The sequence below is a fragment of the Faecalibacterium sp. genome (assembly GCF_052358865.1).
Taxonomy (GTDB): Bacteria; Bacillota; Clostridia; order Oscillospirales; family Ruminococcaceae; genus Faecalibacterium; species Faecalibacterium butyricigenerans.
Genome location: NZ_DAWCVJ010000064.1, coordinates 1 through 15,018, shown reverse-complemented (window position 1 = coordinate 15,018; position 15,018 = coordinate 1). Strand labels below are relative to the sequence as shown.

General features: G+C 61.7%; 14 protein-coding genes. 5 read left to right on the top strand and 9 right to left on the bottom strand.

Translation table 11 applies throughout. The features are described from left to right. A partial coding sequence (locus ACT8X9_RS10120; RefSeq protein WP_444268888.1) for a hypothetical protein occupies positions 1 to 290 on the top strand: 290 nt, incomplete at its 5' end. A 128-nt stretch (positions 291 to 418) separates the two neighbouring features. Here the strand turns inward: ACT8X9_RS10120 and cls are convergent. Beyond that, positions 419 to 1,957, bottom strand: a complete 1,539-nt coding sequence (cls, locus tag ACT8X9_RS10115) for a cardiolipin synthase (protein WP_444268887.1) — start codon at positions 1,955 to 1,957, stop codon at positions 419 to 421. A 74-nt stretch (positions 1,958 to 2,031) separates the two neighbouring features. Beyond that, positions 2,032 to 2,868 carry a DegV family protein gene (locus tag ACT8X9_RS10110; RefSeq protein WP_444268886.1) on the bottom strand — a complete coding sequence of 279 codons (837 nt, stop codon included), beginning with the start codon at positions 2,866 to 2,868 and terminating at the stop codon, positions 2,032 to 2,034. A gap of 141 nt (positions 2,869 to 3,009) precedes the next feature. Here ACT8X9_RS10110 and ACT8X9_RS10105 point away from each other — a divergent pair, with 141 nt between their 5' ends. Continuing rightward, entirely contained in the window at positions 3,010 to 3,576 is a 567-nt protein-coding gene (locus ACT8X9_RS10105) for a DUF1836 domain-containing protein (protein ID WP_227620739.1), read from the top strand. 374 nt (positions 3,577 to 3,950) lie between these two features. Here ACT8X9_RS10105 and prfB read toward each other — a convergent pair whose 3' ends face one another. Beyond that, on the bottom strand, positions 3,951 to 5,072 hold the full coding sequence (gene prfB, locus ACT8X9_RS10100) for a peptide chain release factor 2 (protein ID WP_227620738.1): 1,122 nt from the start codon (positions 5,070 to 5,072) through the stop codon (positions 3,951 to 3,953). Positions 5,073 to 5,479: 407 nt separating this feature from the next. Here prfB and ACT8X9_RS10095 point away from each other — a divergent pair, with 407 nt between their 5' ends. Both ACT8X9_RS10095 and ACT8X9_RS10090 read left to right on the top strand, forming a co-directional pair. Further along, complete coding sequence (locus ACT8X9_RS10095) at positions 5,480 to 6,442, top strand: RING finger protein (RefSeq protein ID WP_444268885.1); 963 nt, start codon at positions 5,480 to 5,482, stop codon at positions 6,440 to 6,442. 43 nt (positions 6,443 to 6,485) lie between these two features. Then, positions 6,486 to 7,361, top strand: a complete 876-nt coding sequence (locus ACT8X9_RS10090) for a UTP--glucose-1-phosphate uridylyltransferase (protein ID WP_412591296.1) — start codon at positions 6,486 to 6,488, stop codon at positions 7,359 to 7,361. 335 nt (positions 7,362 to 7,696) lie between these two features. Here ACT8X9_RS10090 and rpsR read toward each other — a convergent pair whose 3' ends face one another. The 3 genes from rpsR to rpsF are packed head-to-tail and all read right to left on the bottom strand — an operon-like array spanning position 7,697 to position 8,802. Continuing rightward, positions 7,697 to 7,954: a 30S ribosomal protein S18 gene (gene rpsR / locus ACT8X9_RS10085; RefSeq protein WP_227620735.1), complete on the bottom strand. Its 258-nt coding sequence runs from the start codon at positions 7,952 to 7,954 to the stop codon at positions 7,697 to 7,699. Between the two features lie 47 nt (positions 7,955 to 8,001). After that, entirely contained in the window at positions 8,002 to 8,487 is a 486-nt protein-coding gene (locus ACT8X9_RS10080; protein WP_227620734.1) for a single-stranded DNA-binding protein, read from the bottom strand. Positions 8,488 to 8,517: 30 nt separating this feature from the next. Next, positions 8,518 to 8,802: a 30S ribosomal protein S6 gene (gene rpsF, locus ACT8X9_RS10075; protein ID WP_015563883.1), complete on the bottom strand. Its 285-nt coding sequence runs from the start codon at positions 8,800 to 8,802 to the stop codon at positions 8,518 to 8,520. A 376-nt stretch (positions 8,803 to 9,178) separates the two neighbouring features. On the opposite strand from rpsF, the gene ACT8X9_RS10070 reads away from it, so the two are divergent. Beyond that, the gene (locus ACT8X9_RS10070; protein WP_444268884.1) at positions 9,179 to 10,342 is read left to right on the top strand and encodes a cation:proton antiporter; all 1,164 of its coding nucleotides are present in this window, start codon (positions 9,179 to 9,181) and stop codon (positions 10,340 to 10,342) included. 363 nt (positions 10,343 to 10,705) lie between these two features. Here ACT8X9_RS10070 and ACT8X9_RS10065 read toward each other — a convergent pair whose 3' ends face one another. From ACT8X9_RS10065 to ACT8X9_RS10055, 3 genes are all read right to left on the bottom strand, one after another. Then, the gene (locus tag ACT8X9_RS10065; RefSeq protein WP_444268883.1) at positions 10,706 to 12,469 is read right to left on the bottom strand and encodes a bifunctional metallophosphatase/5'-nucleotidase; all 1,764 of its coding nucleotides are present in this window, start codon (positions 12,467 to 12,469) and stop codon (positions 10,706 to 10,708) included. Between the two features lie 268 nt (positions 12,470 to 12,737). Beyond that, the gene (locus ACT8X9_RS10060) at positions 12,738 to 14,510 is read right to left on the bottom strand and encodes an oleate hydratase (protein ID WP_444268882.1); all 1,773 of its coding nucleotides are present in this window, start codon (positions 14,508 to 14,510) and stop codon (positions 12,738 to 12,740) included. A gap of 185 nt (positions 14,511 to 14,695) precedes the next feature. Continuing rightward, the coding region (locus tag ACT8X9_RS10055) for a GNAT family N-acetyltransferase (protein WP_444268881.1) at positions 14,696 to 15,018 on the bottom strand (323 nt) is incomplete at its 5' end.

The window sequence follows — 15,018 nt, the reverse complement described above, 5'->3', positions numbered from 1 at the left end:
TTTACTTTTGCTATCTCTATTATATGTCCTTCCCCGCAAAAGTCAAGCGCTGCACGGAAAGTTTACAGAGCGGACCGGCAGACCTCACCGCAATGCGCCCGTTTCTGTTCCTTTTCGTCGAAAAGTGTGTTATACTGGTCTTGCGGCCTTGCCCGCCGACTTCAATCGGAGGGGAGGTGAGTTTCATGGTGCACTTTCTCGCAATTTTGGAGTCTGTCGTAGCGGATGTGATCTCGCATTATATCTGCAAGTGGCTTGACAGATTCGACAAGGACCGCAAGCCCGACTAAACGGAAAGCCCCCTTGGAGTTCACGGCTCCTTGGGGGCTTTTCGTTTGGTGAGTTCAATGGAACATTCTCGCAATTCCATCTTTAGTATATGCGATTCTCCGCAAAAGTCAAGCGCTGCACAGAAACTTTACATCAGCGGACTCAGCAGCCGCAGCACGGTATCCAGCAGCGTACCCGGGAGGGAGGTGCGGCAGTCGGCCAGATGCACCTCGCGGCAGGCGGGCAGGGTGCGGAGGACGTCGTCCCGGAGGACGGCGATCTGGCTGTTGTAGAGCAGCAGCGCCCCGCACTCGAAGTGGAGGTAGAGGCTGCGGTAGTCCATGTTGATGCTGCCCACTACGGCGGCGCGGTCGTCGCTGACGTAGCACTTGGCGTGGAGGAAGCCGGGGCTGAACTCGTAGATGCGCACCCCGGCCCGCAGCAGGGGCAGATAGTACGACCGGGTGAGCCGGTAGACCAGCTTCTTGTCCGGGATGCCGGGCAGCACCAGCCGGACGTCCACCCCCCGCTTGGCCGCCGACTTGAGGGCCTCCAGCATGGTCTCCCCCACCGCGAAATAGGGGGTGTAGATATAGACGTACCGCTGGGCCTGATGGATGATATTCAGATAGACCGTCTCGGCCAGCGCCTCCTCGTCGAGGGGGCTGTCGCCGTAGGGCTGCACCACCCCGTCCGACCGGTCGGGCAGGGCCTCGGGCCGGGGCGCAAAGGGGGTGTAGTCCGTCTCGCTGGGGCGAAAGGCGTTCCAGTGCTTGAGGAACATCACCGTGAAGTTCCACACCGCCGCGCCCTCGGTGCGCAGGGCCGCGTCCTTCCAGTAGCCGAACCGCTCCTCGGCGTTGATATACTCGTCCGCGAGGTTGATGCCCCCGGTATAGGCCACGCTGCCGTCCACCACCACGATCTTCCGGTGGTCGCGGTGGTTCATGACCAGCGACACCAGCGGCACCACGGGGTTGAAGGGGATGCACCGGATGTGCGCCCGCTCCATCCGCACCACGAAGTCCGACGGCAGGCCCAAGAGGCTGCCGAAATCGTCGTAGATGAGCCGGACGTCTACCCCCTCGGCGGCCTTGCGGACGAGGATGTCCTCCACCCCGCCCCACATCCTGCCGGTGCGGACGATGAAGAACTCAAGGAAGATGAACCGCTCCGCCCCCTCGAGGTCGGCCAGAAGGTCGGGGTACATCTCCTCGCCGCAGGGGTAGTATTTCGCCGTGGTGTCCTTCCATGCGGGGTAAGGGCCGTAGTCGGCGATATAGCGGCACAGCCCCCGGCTGGCGGGGTCGAGGGCCTCGGTCTGGCCCGGCTGCTGGGCGAGGTCGGCGGTGTGCTGGCGCTCCACCGCCTGCATCCGCTGGCGCATCCGCTTGGCGGGGGCCTTGTTGCCGAAGGCCAGATAGAGCGCCCCGCCCAGCAGGGGCATCAGCCCGATGAGGACGAGCCAGATGATCTTGTAGTCGCTGTTCTCGTCCTTCCGCACGAGGTAGAGGGTGATGAAGAGGCTGAGGACGTTCAGCCCCGCATTCACCCACACCTTTCCGGCCGTGAGGGAGAAGAAGGCCCAGAGCAGCCAGCCGATCTGCAGCAAAACAAGGGCCACTGTGACCGTGGCCCTGTTGATGACACGATTGAAGAACCGGACGACCGGCAGCCGAAAGAACATCTGCGCCTCCCCTGCTGCCCTGCGGCAGCATTTTTATGGGAATAGTATAGCGCAGCGGATGGAATAATTCAAGCTCAGGCGTCTGCGTCCTCGAAGCCCACCATGAGACCGCCCAGCTCGGCGTAGTAGCTGCACAGGCCGCCGCACTCGGTCACGCGCACCTGCGCCCCCTCAAAGACCGCCTTTACCATATGCATCAGGCGCTCGGCGGCGGCGGGGTTGCCGCAGTGGGCGATGACCACCTTACCGTGGGCGTAGCCGTGGCCCTTCAGCTCCAGCACGAGGCGCTCCAGTGCGCCGTGCTCGCCCCGGGTCTTGCACAAAACGTCCAGCTCGCCCACATCGCTGGCCTTGCCGATGACCCGGATGTTGAGCATCCGCGCCACAGCGGCCACGGCGGGCTTCACCCGGCCATTGCGGGCCAGATTTGCCAGCGATTCCAGCGAGAAGAGCAGATGGGTGTGGCGGCGGTAGCGCAGCATCTCCTCGCAGACGTCGTCAAACGCCATCCCCTCGGCCAGCAGGTCGCGGATGTGCTCGGCCAGCAGCACCAGCTCCGGCCCTGCGGAGAGGCTGTCCAGCACAAAGACCTTTGCCTCCGGGTGCTCGGCCTGATACTCCTCGGCGGCCAGCTGGGCGGCGTTGCAGCTGCCCGACAGGGTGCCGGTGATGGTGATGGCGTAGACCTCGTCCGCGCCCTCGTAGGCCTCCAGCCAGTCGCTGATGTTGGGGCAGGAGGTGCTGGTCTTGCCCTTGTAGGTCCGCAGGGTGGTCGCCATCTCCACGGCGTCCAGCGTGCCATCGTCGAGATATTCCCGCTCGTCGGTCACGATCTTGAGGGGGACGGCGGTAAAATCTACGCCGTCCAGCTGATACAGGCTGGCAGAAGAGTCCACAACGATTCGTTTCATCTCATCTATCTCCATTCCGGCGGGTGTCCGCCGCATTTTTTTACGTTCGATGAGTCCACTATATCAGCTTTTCAAAACCCTGTCAAGTGATTTGCAAAATTCTTTACAAGGCCTTCATAAACGGTTGACCCGGAGGTGAAAATGCGCTATACTACCAGCATGGATCAGGAAATGAAACGACGTGTCACGGCCTGCGCCGCCGGTTTCAGCCTCCCGCGCTATCGGGAGCTGCCCGCCGTGGGCCTCTATCTCGACCAGACCGTACAGCTGGTCAACAGCTGCTTCCGGGGCTTCCCCGGGGTGGAGCTTACCCCCTCGATGGTGAGCAATTATGTCAAGAAAGGAGTCATCTCCCACCCCGTCAAAAAGAAGTATTCCCGCGAGCAGCTGGCCGCTCTCCTCTACATCGTGCTGTCCAAGAACGTCCTCTCGCTGGAAAACATCGAGATGCTGTTCCGGATGCAGCGCGCCCACTGCACCGCCGCCGAGGCCTACGACTCCTTCTGCGACGAGGTGGAGAACTGCCTGCCCTTCATCTTCGGGGCCAGCTCCTCCATCCGCGACCTCGACCCCGACGCCAACGACGAAAAGCGGCTGCTGCGGGGCACCATCGTCGCGGCGGTGAATAAAATGTACCTCGACTGCTGCTTCGTCGCCATGCGGCAGGAGCAGGCCCTCTGGCCGGGGATACTGGGGGATCTGGAATAGCCCTCTCAGTCATCGCTGCGCGATGCCAGCTCCCCCAAAGGGGGAGCCATTGGCAGACCGGGCTACTTTCCGCTGACCGCTGAAAGCTCAATATGGCATAAAAAATAGTGCCCTGCTACAGAGATTCACAACAGCTTGACATGGGATATTGTCCCGAAGCTGCTGCCCTCTGTAGCAGGGCACTACTGTTTTTGGATAAAGTAAGCTTTGCTCGTCCCGCGTGGGCCTGACCGGCACGCCAGTGGCTCCCCCTCTGGGGGAGCTGGCATCGCAAAGCGATGACTGAGAGGGCATGCCGCTGCGATAGAGCTGTCACAAAACGCCTGCGAGGGCCTGCCGCTCCGAAAGACCCGCCAAGCCGAAACTAAGCCGCCTTACGCCTCCTGCAGCTCCCCACGGCTGGCGGCCTTGAGGTAGGCGAAGATGAAGCCGTCGAGGTCGCCGTCCATGACAGCGTCCACGTTGCCGGTCTCGTAGTTGGTGCGGTGGTCCTTGACCATGGTGTAGGGCATGAAGACGTAGGAGCGGATCTGGTGGCCCCATGCGATCTCGTTCTGGACGCCCTTGATGTCGTCGATCTTGTCCATATGCTGCTGCTTGGCGATCTGGTAGAGCTTTGCCTTCAGCATCTCCATGGCGTAGTCGCGGTTCTGGAACTGGCTGCGCTGGGTCTGGCAGCTGACCACGATGCCGGTGGGCTTATGGATGAGTCGGACGGCGGAGGAGGTCTTGTTGATGTGCTGGCCGCCTGCGCCGGAGGAGCGGTAGACCTGCATCTCGATGTCCTCGGGGCGGATGTCCACCTGAATGGTGTTGTCCAGCTCGGGCATGACCTCCAGCGAGGCAAAGCTGGTCTGACGGCGGGCGTTGGCGTCGAAGGGCGAGACGCGCACCAGACGGTGGACGCCGTTCTCGCTCTTGAGCAGGCCGTAGGCGTTGGCGCCCTTGACCATCATGGAAGCGCTCTTCATGCCGGCCTCGTCGCCGTCCTGATAGTCCAGCACCTCCACGGTCATGCCGTGGGCCTGCGCCCACTTGTTGTACATCCGGTAGAGCATCTCGGCCCAGTCCTGCGCCTCGGTGCCGCCGGTACCGGCGTGGAAGGTCAAAATGGCGTTGCTGTGGTCGTACTCGCCGTTCAGCATGGTCATCAGCTGCAGCTCGTCCACCGCCTTGCCCACTGCGTTGACGGCCTCCTCGGCCTCGGGCACCATCTCGGGGTCATACTCCTCGTCCAGCATGACCAGCATGGTCTCGGCGTCGTCGTAGAGGCCCTGCAGCTTCTCGAAGCGGTTCAGCTTGCCCTTCAGGTCGCCGACCTCGTCGAAGACTTTCTTGCTCAGCTCCGCGTCGTCGTAGAAGCCGGGGCGGGACATGGTGTGCTCCAGCTCCTGCACGCGCTTGCGGGAGGCGTCGATGGCCAGCGCCTCTTCCAGGTCTTTCACAGCCTTGCCGTAGTCGGCCAGCTGTACTTTCAGTTCGTCCGTGGTGATCATCGTTTTATTCCTCTCGTCTCAAACTTTAGGATAACCTCTCCGTCACGCCTGCGGCTCACGCTCAGGCTGTCCTTCGTACAACCTCTCAGTCTCGTCGCAAGCTCCTCGCCAGCTCCCCTAGTAGGGGAGCCTCTGGCGAAGAGGGAAAGCTTTCCGGTATGCCAAGGCCTCCCCTCGGTAGGGGAGGTGGCACGGCGAAGCCGTGACGGAGAGGTTGACTCCTGTCGGAAAGGTCAACTCCCAAAAGATACAGTTTATACACAGATACTTCATTAGTATACCCAGAATCCATGATAAAGTAAAGAGGAAAAAATGCCATCGTGCTGGAAATTTGAAGATTTCTGGCTTTTCTTTTCTCTCTTTTGAGTGTATAATACTGATAACTACCATAATCATTGGAGGATGTTATGCCAAAATACTATGGCTGTCCGTGTGAGGGCTGCGGCGAGCCGCTCACCCTTCAGGATGACATCGTGGTCTGCCCCGACTGCGGCGCGCCCTATCACCGCACCTGCTACGAGAAGCTGGGCCAGTGCATCCACCGCCCCGCCCATGCCGCCGGTTACGAGTGGAAGTTCCCCTACGAGGAGAGCCAGCTCCGCACCTGCCCGGCCTGCGGCGAGCGCACCCTGCGGGATGCAGAAAAATGCCGCTGCTGCGGCGCAGTGCTCCCCCCCGAGGAGCAGGAGCCGTCCCCTGTCTCCGACACCGCGGAGGACAGCTTCGACTACTCCCAGATGTACCGCCAGTTCGGCGGCGCATCCGACCCCGAGAAGGAGTTCTTCGAGGAGGCCTTCGGCAAAGAGGCCCGGATGGACGGCATCGCCCGGCAGGACTGGCTGGACTACATCGGCCCCGCCGCCCCCGCCTATCTGGCGGCCTACAGCCGGATGCAGCTGCAAAAGAGCAAGATCTCCATGAGCTTCTCGGCGCTGCTGTTCGGGCCGTTCTATTTCTTCTACCGCAAGGCGTGGAAGCCGGCCTTCGGCTTCCTTGCCGCCGAAATGCTGCTGGCGGCCCCCACCTTCATCGAGATGCTCCAGCTCTCGGGCAGCAGCTTCGCCCCGGCCCTCAGCGCCTCGGCCCTGACGGTCCTTGCCCGGGTCTGCTCCCTTCTCAGCTTCCTGCTGATGCTGGTACGGGGGATGTACGGCAAATGGCTCTACCGCCGCAGCGCGGCCAGCCGCATCCGCCGCATCCAGTCCGAGTTCCCCGACGCCCGCCAGCGGCAGGCTGTCCTCCGCGCACAGGGCGGCGTCAGCTTCGGGGCGGTCTTTCTCTGCATCCTGCTCCTGACCCTCGGCGGCAGCCTCTTTACCCTGCTGCTCGGCCCCGACCTGCAGGCCCTGTTCAACGCTTTTTACGGCTGATCTCACCCAGCCGTAAGACGATTATAGTGAAGGAGTTTGAATCATGAAAAAAGTCACCAAGGCAGTCATCCCCGCTGCGGGCCTCGGCACCCGCGTCCTGCCCGCCACCAAGGCCATGCCCAAGGGAATGCTCCCCCTCGTGGACAAGCCCGCCATCCAGTATCTGGTGGAGGAGGCCGTCCGCTCCGGCATCACCGACATCCTCATCATCGTGAGCCGGAATCAGGGCATCATTCAGGACCACTTCGACCGCAGCCCCGAGCTGGAAGCAAAGCTGGCCGTCCCCGGCAAGGAGAAGATGCTGGAGGAGTGCCTCGGCATCTCGAATCTGGCCAACATCTTCTTCGTCCGCCAGCACCAGACCCTCGGCCTCGGCCACGCCGTCAGTATGGCCAAGCCCTTCACCGGCGACGACCCCTTCGTGGTCATCTACGGTGACGACGTCATCTGGGGCGAGGACCCGGTCTGCGCCCAGCTCATCCGCGCCTACGAGGAGTTCGGCCGCCCGGTCGCGGGCGTGTCTGCCGTGCCATGGGCCGACGTGAGCCGCTATTGCAGCCTCAAGACCACCCCCATCCACGACAACTACTTCTTCGTGGACGACATGATCGAGAAGCCCAAGAAGGGGCAGGAGTTCAGCAACTACTCCATCCTTGGCCGCGTCCTGCTGACGCCCGAGATCTACGACATCCTCGCCCAGACCAAGCCCGGCGCAGGCGGCGAGATCCAGCTGACCGACGCCATGGCCGAGTATGCCCGCAACCACGGCGGCATGACGGCGGTGGAGTTCACCGGCAAGCACTACGACATGGGCAACAAGCTCAAGGTCGTGGAGGCGCAGGTGGAGCTGGCCCTGCAGCACCCCGAGATCGGTGAGGCCTTCCGCGCCTACCTGAAGGAGTTCTGCAAGACGCTGTAAGCGCCCAAAGAAAGCGAAAGCGCCCGGCATCTCACACGAGGTGCCGGGCGTTTTTTTGCGGTTTGGAGACGATACCTTGCGGAATGCCAAGGCCTCCCCTCGATAGGGGAGGTGGCATCGCGCAGCGATGCCGGAGAGGTTATCCCCGCAGCGGCTCACGGTCAGGCTCTCCTTCGTACAACCTCTCAGTCTGCTTCGCAGACAGCTCCCCTTGTAGGGGAGCCTCTGGCGAAGAGGTCAACTCTCTAAAGCAAACCAAAAAGCGCCCCTGCCTTGTCATCGGCGGGGGCGCTTTGCTGATCGCTGATTATTTTGATTGGGTTGATAAGTTCAGATTAGTCGCTGACGTAGGGCATCAGGGCAACGTGACGAGCACGCTTGATGGCCACGGTCAGGGCGCGCTGATGGAAAGCGCAGGTGCCGGTCACACGGCGGGGGATGATCTTTGCACGCTCAGAAACGTACTTACGCAGACGGGGCACGTCCTTGTAATCGATGGTGTCGATGCGATCGACACAGAAGCTGCAAACCTTCTTGCGGCCGCGGCGGATGGGGCGCGCGGGGCGAGAGCCTTCGGTTCTTTCAAAAGCCATTGCTTATTACCTCCTGTTGGATTTTTACGGTTCACACCGGTTCGGGATCAGAACGGCAGGTCGTCGCTGTCGTCGATGACGGCGAAGTCGTCTGCGTTTCCGGCGGAGTAGCTGGGAGCTGCCTCCACAGCAGCCGGGCGGGCAGGCGCTGCGTTCTGGTAGGACGGCGCAGCATTCTGATAGCTGCTGCCGCCCTGATTGCTGCCATTCGAGTTCTTGGGGCCTGCAAAGCTGATGTTGTTTGCCACGACCTCCACAGCCGTGCGGTTGTTCCCGTTCTTGTCCTGATACTGGCGGGTCTGGAGACTGCCTTCGATGGCGATCAGACTGCCCTTCTGGAAATACTTGGAGACGAACTCTGCCTGCTGGCGCCATGCGACGATGTCGATGAAATCGGCCTGACGCTGCTCGCCCTGACGGGCAAAGTTGCGGTCGCACGCAATACGGAAACTGCACACATTGGTGCCGTTCTGGGTGGTGCGAAGCTCGGGATCCGCCACGAGGCGGCCCATGATCGCTACAACATTCAACATAATACGGACTCCTTTTTCGTCACGAAAAGATTACTCCTCGTGGGCAACGATCAGGCTGCGCATAACGCCCTCAGTGATCTTGTACACACGGTCAAGCTCAGCGGGGAAGCTGGGATCGGCGGTGAAGTTGATCACGGTGTAGACGCCCTCCTCCTCATCGTTGATGGGGTAGGCCAGACGGCGCTTGCCCCACTCATCGATGGAATCGATGGTACCGTTTGCCTCGATCAGGGACTTGAACTTGCCGATGAGGGCGGAAGAAGCCTCCTCGTCGAGAGCAGCGCTGGTAATCAGCATGGTTTCGTACTTTGCCATTTTGTAGCACCTCCTTTTGGACTTAAGGGCCTCAAGGTTATGAGGCCAAGGGTACACAGACCGCGCGGCGTCGCGCAGGCTGTGCGGCGTGTCTGTTCAGACAGCAACTTATTATAGCAAGCCCAGCGAAAATTGTCAAGCTTTTCTGCGCGATTTTTTTCGCACTCTGCCCTGCCATTCTCTTTATGGTTTCCCGGTATGCCTGTCATATCTTCTTTACATGATATTTTTGGCCGTTTCTGAGGCGGTTTTCCTTTACATTCCGGCGAGAGGAGGGCTATAATAAAAAGTGTTCTTCTCCCCTTCCGCCCGCCTGCGCGGGGCAGGGCCTCTTCGGGGAGCGGGACGATTGCTAACGTCAAAGGAAGGATCATCTATGTATTCCATCTTCAGGAACCTCGCCATCATCCTCATCAGCGCCAAGTTCTTTGCGCTGATAGCCCGCAAATGCCGGGCACCGCAGGTGGTGGGCGAGATCATCGCGGGCCTCGTCATCGGCCCCTGTCTGCTGAATCTCGTCCAGCCCAGCGACTCCATCGCCATCTTCGCCGAGATCGGCGTCGTGCTGCTGATGTTCACCACCGGCCTCGGCACCAACCTGCAGGAGCTGATGCGGGCTGGCCCCATCGCCACCCTCATCGCCTGTGTGGGCGTGGCGGTGCCTCTGGCGGGCGGCACCCTGCTCTACGGCCTCTTCTACGGCTTTGCGGCAGTGGGCAGCACCGAGTTCTACCGTGCCCTCTTCATCGGCACCATCATGACGGCCACCAGCGTCTCCATCACCGTGGCCACCCTGCAGGAGCTGGGCAAGCTCAAGAGCTTCCTCGGCACCACCATCGTCAGTGCCGCCGTCATTGATGACGTCATCGGCATCGTGGTGCTCACCTGCGTGCTGGGTGCCAGCGGCGGCTCGGACACCAGCCTCGTGGAGGTGCTGATGGACACCGTCCTCTTCTTCGCGGCCGCCATCGTCATCGGCCTCATCATCCACAAGGCCATGCTCTGGCTGGACCATCGCAACCCCCACACCCAGCGCATCACCATCGTCAGCCTTGCCTTCTGCTTTGCGATGGCCTACATCGCCGAGCGGTATTTCGGCATCGCCGACATCACGGGCGCTTACATCGCGGGCATCGTGCTCTGCTCCCTTGAGGATGCGTCCTACATCGAGCGCCGGGTGGACATCAGCAGCTACACCCTCTTCTCCCCCGTCTTCTTCGCCAGCATCGGCCTCAAGACCGACATCAGCGGCCTCACCCCCACCATCCTGCTCTTCAGCGTCTGCTTCGTGGTGGTGGCCCTCATCACCAAGATCATCGGCTGCGGCCTCGCCGCGAAAGTCTGCCGCTTCAGCTGGCCGGACTCCCTCAAGGTGGGCGTCGGCATGATGACCCGCGGCGAGGTGGCCCTCATCGTGGCCCAGAAGGGCCTCGGCGTGGGGGTGGTGGACTCCGTCTTCTTCACGGCAGTCATCCTCCTCATCGTCGTCTCCTCCATCATCACCCCTCTGGCGCTGAAGGGGTTGTTTGCGAAGGGTTAAGCCTCACCCGGAAGCTTTCCCTCTCTTCCCTCAAGGCAAGGTCGTCCTCTGTCCAACCTCTCAGTCTGCTTCGCTCGCCAAGGCCGGGTTGCGGCTCCCAGCGTCTGCTTCGCTGTCGCTTGCATCCTGCTGGCCGCTGCCCCAACAGCTCCTCCCTGTTTCCGCCGCTGGCGGCGGTCGTCGCCGTTGCCCCTTGTAGGGGAGCCTCTGGCGAAGAGGGAAAGCTTTGTGATGTGCCAAAGCCTCCCCTCGATAGGGGAGGTGGCATCGCACAAGCGATGACGGAGAGGTTTTCACCAAAACGCCCCCTCTTCCAGCCGGAAGAGGGGGCGTTCGTCATCTTATTGCTTTTCTATCAAGCCCTCAGACCACCTGAATGCGTCCTGCGCCATGCGGATCCTCATAATCCAGCAGGTAGCCGGGGTAGCTTGCCAGCGGGCTGTTGGCGCTTGCCAGAACCGGCATACCCTCGGTCGCGCCGTCAAAGATCATGGCGTAGGTGGACATGACGAGGTAGTCCTCCGCGACATAGTCCTTGATCAGCTCTGCGCCGTCGAACATGGCGAAGCCGTCGCCCAGATTGCGCAGGGTGTAGTTCATGCCGGCCAGCGCGTAGGTGCGGTTCGGATCCAGCGGCTCATAGGTGCCGGTCTTTCGGTCGTAGATGCGCACGTTCTGGACGCGGGGCGTGCCGGTGGCGCTGCCCTGCCAGACGTTCTTGTCGTCGGTGCGGACGGTGTTGGGGATGTCGGTGTGGATCTCATAGGTCGCACCGGCGACGTGCAGGAAGCCGCCGTTCTCCTTGCCCTCCGGGCCGACGAAGCGGGCACCGAACTCCAGCGCATCCTGGATCTGCTGGCCGGTGACGGCCATCAGGCAGGCCACGTTGCCGAAGGGGCTGATCTGCTTGCAGGTCTTGAAGGACCAGTCGCCCGCGCTCACGTCGGTGCGGATGCCGCCGCCGTTCATCATGGCAATGTCGCAGTCCAGCTGCTCGATCTCGTTGAAGTAGGTGTAGATGCCGTCGGCCACAAAGTCGCCGAGGTTGGTCTCGCCCGAGCGGATGCGGCGCTTGCCGGTGGCGGGGTCGCTGATGTAGAAGTTGATGTCGGTGACGGCGATCTGCTCGCCCAGCATCTCGTCCACTTCCTTGATCCACGTTGCGGCGGTAGCGGCCACGGCGGCGTCGGAGACGTCTGCGGTGGAGATCAGCTCGGTGGTGATGGTGCCGTCCTCGGCGAGGGTCATCTTGCCGACGTTGGCGAGGTAGGAGCCGGTCTGGGTCAGGGTGACGGCCTTACCGGCGGCGTCGTAGACCTGCTTGTTCTCCATAACGGTGTGGGAGTGGCCGTCGATGAAGGCGTCGAAGCCAGTGGTGTTGGCGATGACCTCTTCGCTGGTCCACGGAGAGGAGGAGGGGTCAACGCCCAGATGGCCCAGACCGATGATGACGTCTGCGCCCAGTGCCTTGGCCTTGTCGATGCCCTTCTGCACGGCGTCGTACAGCTTCTTGCCGTCGTCACCGCCCAGAATGTCGTAGATGTACTTGGTCTGCTTGGCGTTCATGAAGTAGGCCGGGGTGGATTTGGTGAAGGACTCGGGGGTGGTGATGCCCACGAATGCGATCCACTTGCCGCCTGCGGGGAACAGCTTGACGGCGGGCAGGACGCGCAGACCGGTGCGCAGGTCCACCCAGTTGCAGGAGACATAGGGGAAGTCCGCTTCCTTGATGACGGCCTTGGCGCGGGCCATGCCGTAGTCGAACTCATGGTTACCCAGCGTGGCCACATCGTAGCCCGCCTCGTTCATCAGCTCGATGATGGTCGCGCCGTCGTCCATCGAGCCGTAGGCGGTGCCCTGAATGTGGTCGCCTGCGTCCACCAGCAGGACGGGCTTGCCCTCATCGACGTAGCCCTGCTTCAGGGCGGCGATGGCGGCATAGGTCAGCTTGGGGGACTTGTTATCAATGTAGGTGTGTACGTCGTTGGTGTACAGGATGGTGACGGCGGCGTCCTTGCCCGTCAGCCAGCCGGCGGAAGCCTGCGGGACGGCAGCGGCCATGGCCGAGGCAGCGGCGGTGACACCGGCGGCCTTCAGGAAATTGCGGCGAGAAATAAAGTGTTTCACGAGAAATGACCTCCTTTATGTTCCGGACCTTTGGCGGCACAGCCTCTCTTCTGCCGTGCCGCGCTCTTTGCTCTAAGCTTACCACAGAACCGCCGAAAGGGCAAGCCCAAATCTGGTCATCCTGTACAATAATCTCCTTTATGGGTACGACTTTTTATGAAATCTCGCGCAAATCAGCACAAAAGACCGGGCGCTGCTTCCTGCCTCAGGCGTGCAGCATCCGGTCTTCTGTGTTTGGGAGGAATATCGTTCTGAAAATGAGCCGTGCTCAGATGGCGTTGTAGCGGCGCAGGAGCTTTTCGAGGTCGGTGCCCCCGATCTTTTTCAGCGCTTCCTTCATGGCAAGGCGGCCCATAAGGGGCAGCTCCATGTCCGTGAGCTTCCTGCCGTCCCGCAGCTTGACCGCTGCGTCGAGCAGGGCGCGGACGTCGTAGGTGCTGCCCCAGACCTCCGGCACGCCCCGGTCGATGTCCAGCAGGGTGTACACGGCCTCCATGCCGGTGCGCATGGAGTATTCGGTGGTGAAGATGGTGTCCCGGGCCGTCTCGGCGAACTGGCCGAGGAAGGCGAAGTTCACTGCCCCCTCGGGCACGATGTCGGGGCGGTCGCCCTTGGCCCGGGGCATGAAGAAGGCGTCGATATAGGGCATCATCACCGGCACGGTGTTGGCGCTGTTCTCGGCCATCGAGGCGATGTCCTCCACCGGCACGCCCAGATGGTACAGCCACTCCATGCAGATCTCCCGGCCGGTGCAGTCCCGCATGGGCTTCCTGACGTAGTCACCGGGCTTGTCGCTGAACAGGCCGTAGACCCAGACGCAGAGCTGGTTCCGGGGCTGGTCGCGGAACTGCTGCTGGCGATTGAGGGTCCAGCTCAGCAGCCAGCTGGAGTCCTTCACGGTGACGATGCCGCCGGTGACGGTGCGGCCGCTGAAGGGGTCGCGCTTGCAGATCTTCTGGATATACTGCGGGATCTTCTCATCCAGCGTGGTGATGGTGGCGCTCTCCCAGTTGCTCCGCTCCGGCTCCGAGCAGAACTTTTCCGGATGTCCGAAGGCGGGGTCCTGCGCCGCGATCCTCTTCCACAGATCCCAGCCGTTGCCCGGCCGGATGGCGGGGTCGAAGCCCGCCGCCTTGTTTTGTGCACCCACGGTGCAGCTCTCCACGCAGCCGCCGTTGGTGATGAAGAGCAGGTCGTTCTCGGTCAGGCCGATGGTCGTCACCTCGCCCTTGTGGTCCACTGTAACGCCCACGGCCTGCTTTCTGCCCGGCTCAAGGCTGAACTGGACGTCCACCACCTTGGTGTCGTAGTGGAACTGGACGCCGTGGTCCTTCAGGTAGGCCACCATGGGCAGGATGATGGACTCATACTGGTTGTAGCGGGTAAAGCGGAGGGCGGTAAAGTCGGGCAGGCCGCCGATGTGGTGGATAAAGCGCTTGAGGTAGAGCTTCATCTCGAGGGCGCTGTGCCAGTTCTCGAAGGCGAACATGGTCCGCCAGTAGAGCCAGAAGTTGGAGCCAAGCACCTCGTCATCGAAGTAATCGGTGATCTTCTTGTCCTCCAGCGCCTCGTCGGGCGTGAAGAAGAGCTTCATGATCTCCATGGCGCCTTGATCGGACAGGCCGAACTTGCCGTCGGTGTGGGCGTCCTCGCCGCGGTTGACCGTCGCGCGGCAGAGGGAGTAGTTGGGGTCGGCCTTGTTCAGCCAGTAATACTCGTCCAGCACGCTGACCCCCTCGGTCTCCAGAGACGGGATGGAGCGCAGCAGATCCCACATGACCTCAAAATGGTTGTCCATCTCGCGGCCGCCCCGCATCACATAGCCCACGTCGTACTTATAGCCGTCGCAGGCCCCGCCGGGGATAGGGTCCTTCTCGAACACGTGCACATGCCCGCCTTTCATCTGGCCGTCCCGCACCAGATAGCAGGCCGCCGTCAGGGCCGCCAGACCGGAACCGATGAGATAAGCCGATTTGTGATCGACGCCCTCCGGCTTTTTCGGCGTTGCAAAAGCCTCATAGTTGCCACTGGAATAGTACATAGAGAAACCTCCCTGTTTCGGTCGCTTTTTCGACATCTCTGTGCCGTCCTTATGGCAACAGTATACCCTGCGCACCCGCCGCAGACAACAAGCAAAACCATCCAGTTGACGCACTTTTCAGCAAACCGCCCCGTTTGCATAAAAAAATCCGCCCCCGGCGCACCGGGGGCGGAACAGAAACAGGTTCAGAAGGTCAGGCGCATCTGATGCCAGACGACGTCACCGTGGGTGGAGGCGGACACGCCCTCGTCCACGAAGCCGAACCGGGCGTAGAAGCCGATGAGCCTCTCCTTGCAGGTGAGCACGACGCCCCTGCGGCCAGCGGCCTTTGCGTCGGCACAGACCTGCCGCAAAACACGGGACGCACAGCCCTCCCGACGATGGGCCGGGGCGGTGACGACGCTGAAGATCATCTGCCAGCTGCCCTCCGGCGTGTGGAGATGGGTGTACTCCGAAACATAAAAAAATAATACTGGCTGGTCGGTGGCGAGGCCGTGTCCGAATGCTT

What these genes read in the sequence shown, in the direction of transcription:
- rpsR (WP_227620735.1), bottom strand. Translation starts at nt 7,954, where the DNA reads ATGGCTTTTGAAAGAACCGAAGGCTCTCGCCCCGCGCGCCCCATCCGC.
- ACT8X9_RS10090 (WP_412591296.1), top strand. Translation starts at nt 6,486, where the DNA reads ATGAAAAAAGTCACCAAGGCAGTCATCCCCGCTGCGGGCCTCGGCACC.
- prfB (WP_227620738.1), bottom strand. Translation starts at nt 5,072, where the DNA reads ATGATCACCACGGACGAACTGAAAGTACAGCTGGCCGACTACGGCAAG.
- ACT8X9_RS10060 (WP_444268882.1), bottom strand. Translation starts at nt 14,510, where the DNA reads ATGTACTATTCCAGTGGCAACTATGAGGCTTTTGCAACGCCGAAAAAG.
- ACT8X9_RS10080 (WP_227620734.1), bottom strand. Translation starts at nt 8,487, where the DNA reads ATGTTGAATGTTGTAGCGATCATGGGCCGCCTCGTGGCGGATCCCGAG.
- ACT8X9_RS10110 (WP_444268886.1), bottom strand. Translation starts at nt 2,868, where the DNA reads ATGAAACGAATCGTTGTGGACTCTTCTGCCAGCCTGTATCAGCTGGAC.
- ACT8X9_RS10095 (WP_444268885.1), top strand. Translation starts at nt 5,480, where the DNA reads ATGCCAAAATACTATGGCTGTCCGTGTGAGGGCTGCGGCGAGCCGCTC.
- rpsF (WP_015563883.1), bottom strand. Translation starts at nt 8,802, where the DNA reads ATGGCAAAGTACGAAACCATGCTGATTACCAGCGCTGCTCTCGACGAG.
- ACT8X9_RS10070 (WP_444268884.1), top strand. Translation starts at nt 9,179, where the DNA reads ATGTATTCCATCTTCAGGAACCTCGCCATCATCCTCATCAGCGCCAAG.
- ACT8X9_RS10105 (WP_227620739.1), top strand. Translation starts at nt 3,010, where the DNA reads ATGCGCTATACTACCAGCATGGATCAGGAAATGAAACGACGTGTCACG.
- cls (WP_444268887.1), bottom strand. Translation starts at nt 1,957, where the DNA reads ATGTTCTTTCGGCTGCCGGTCGTCCGGTTCTTCAATCGTGTCATCAAC.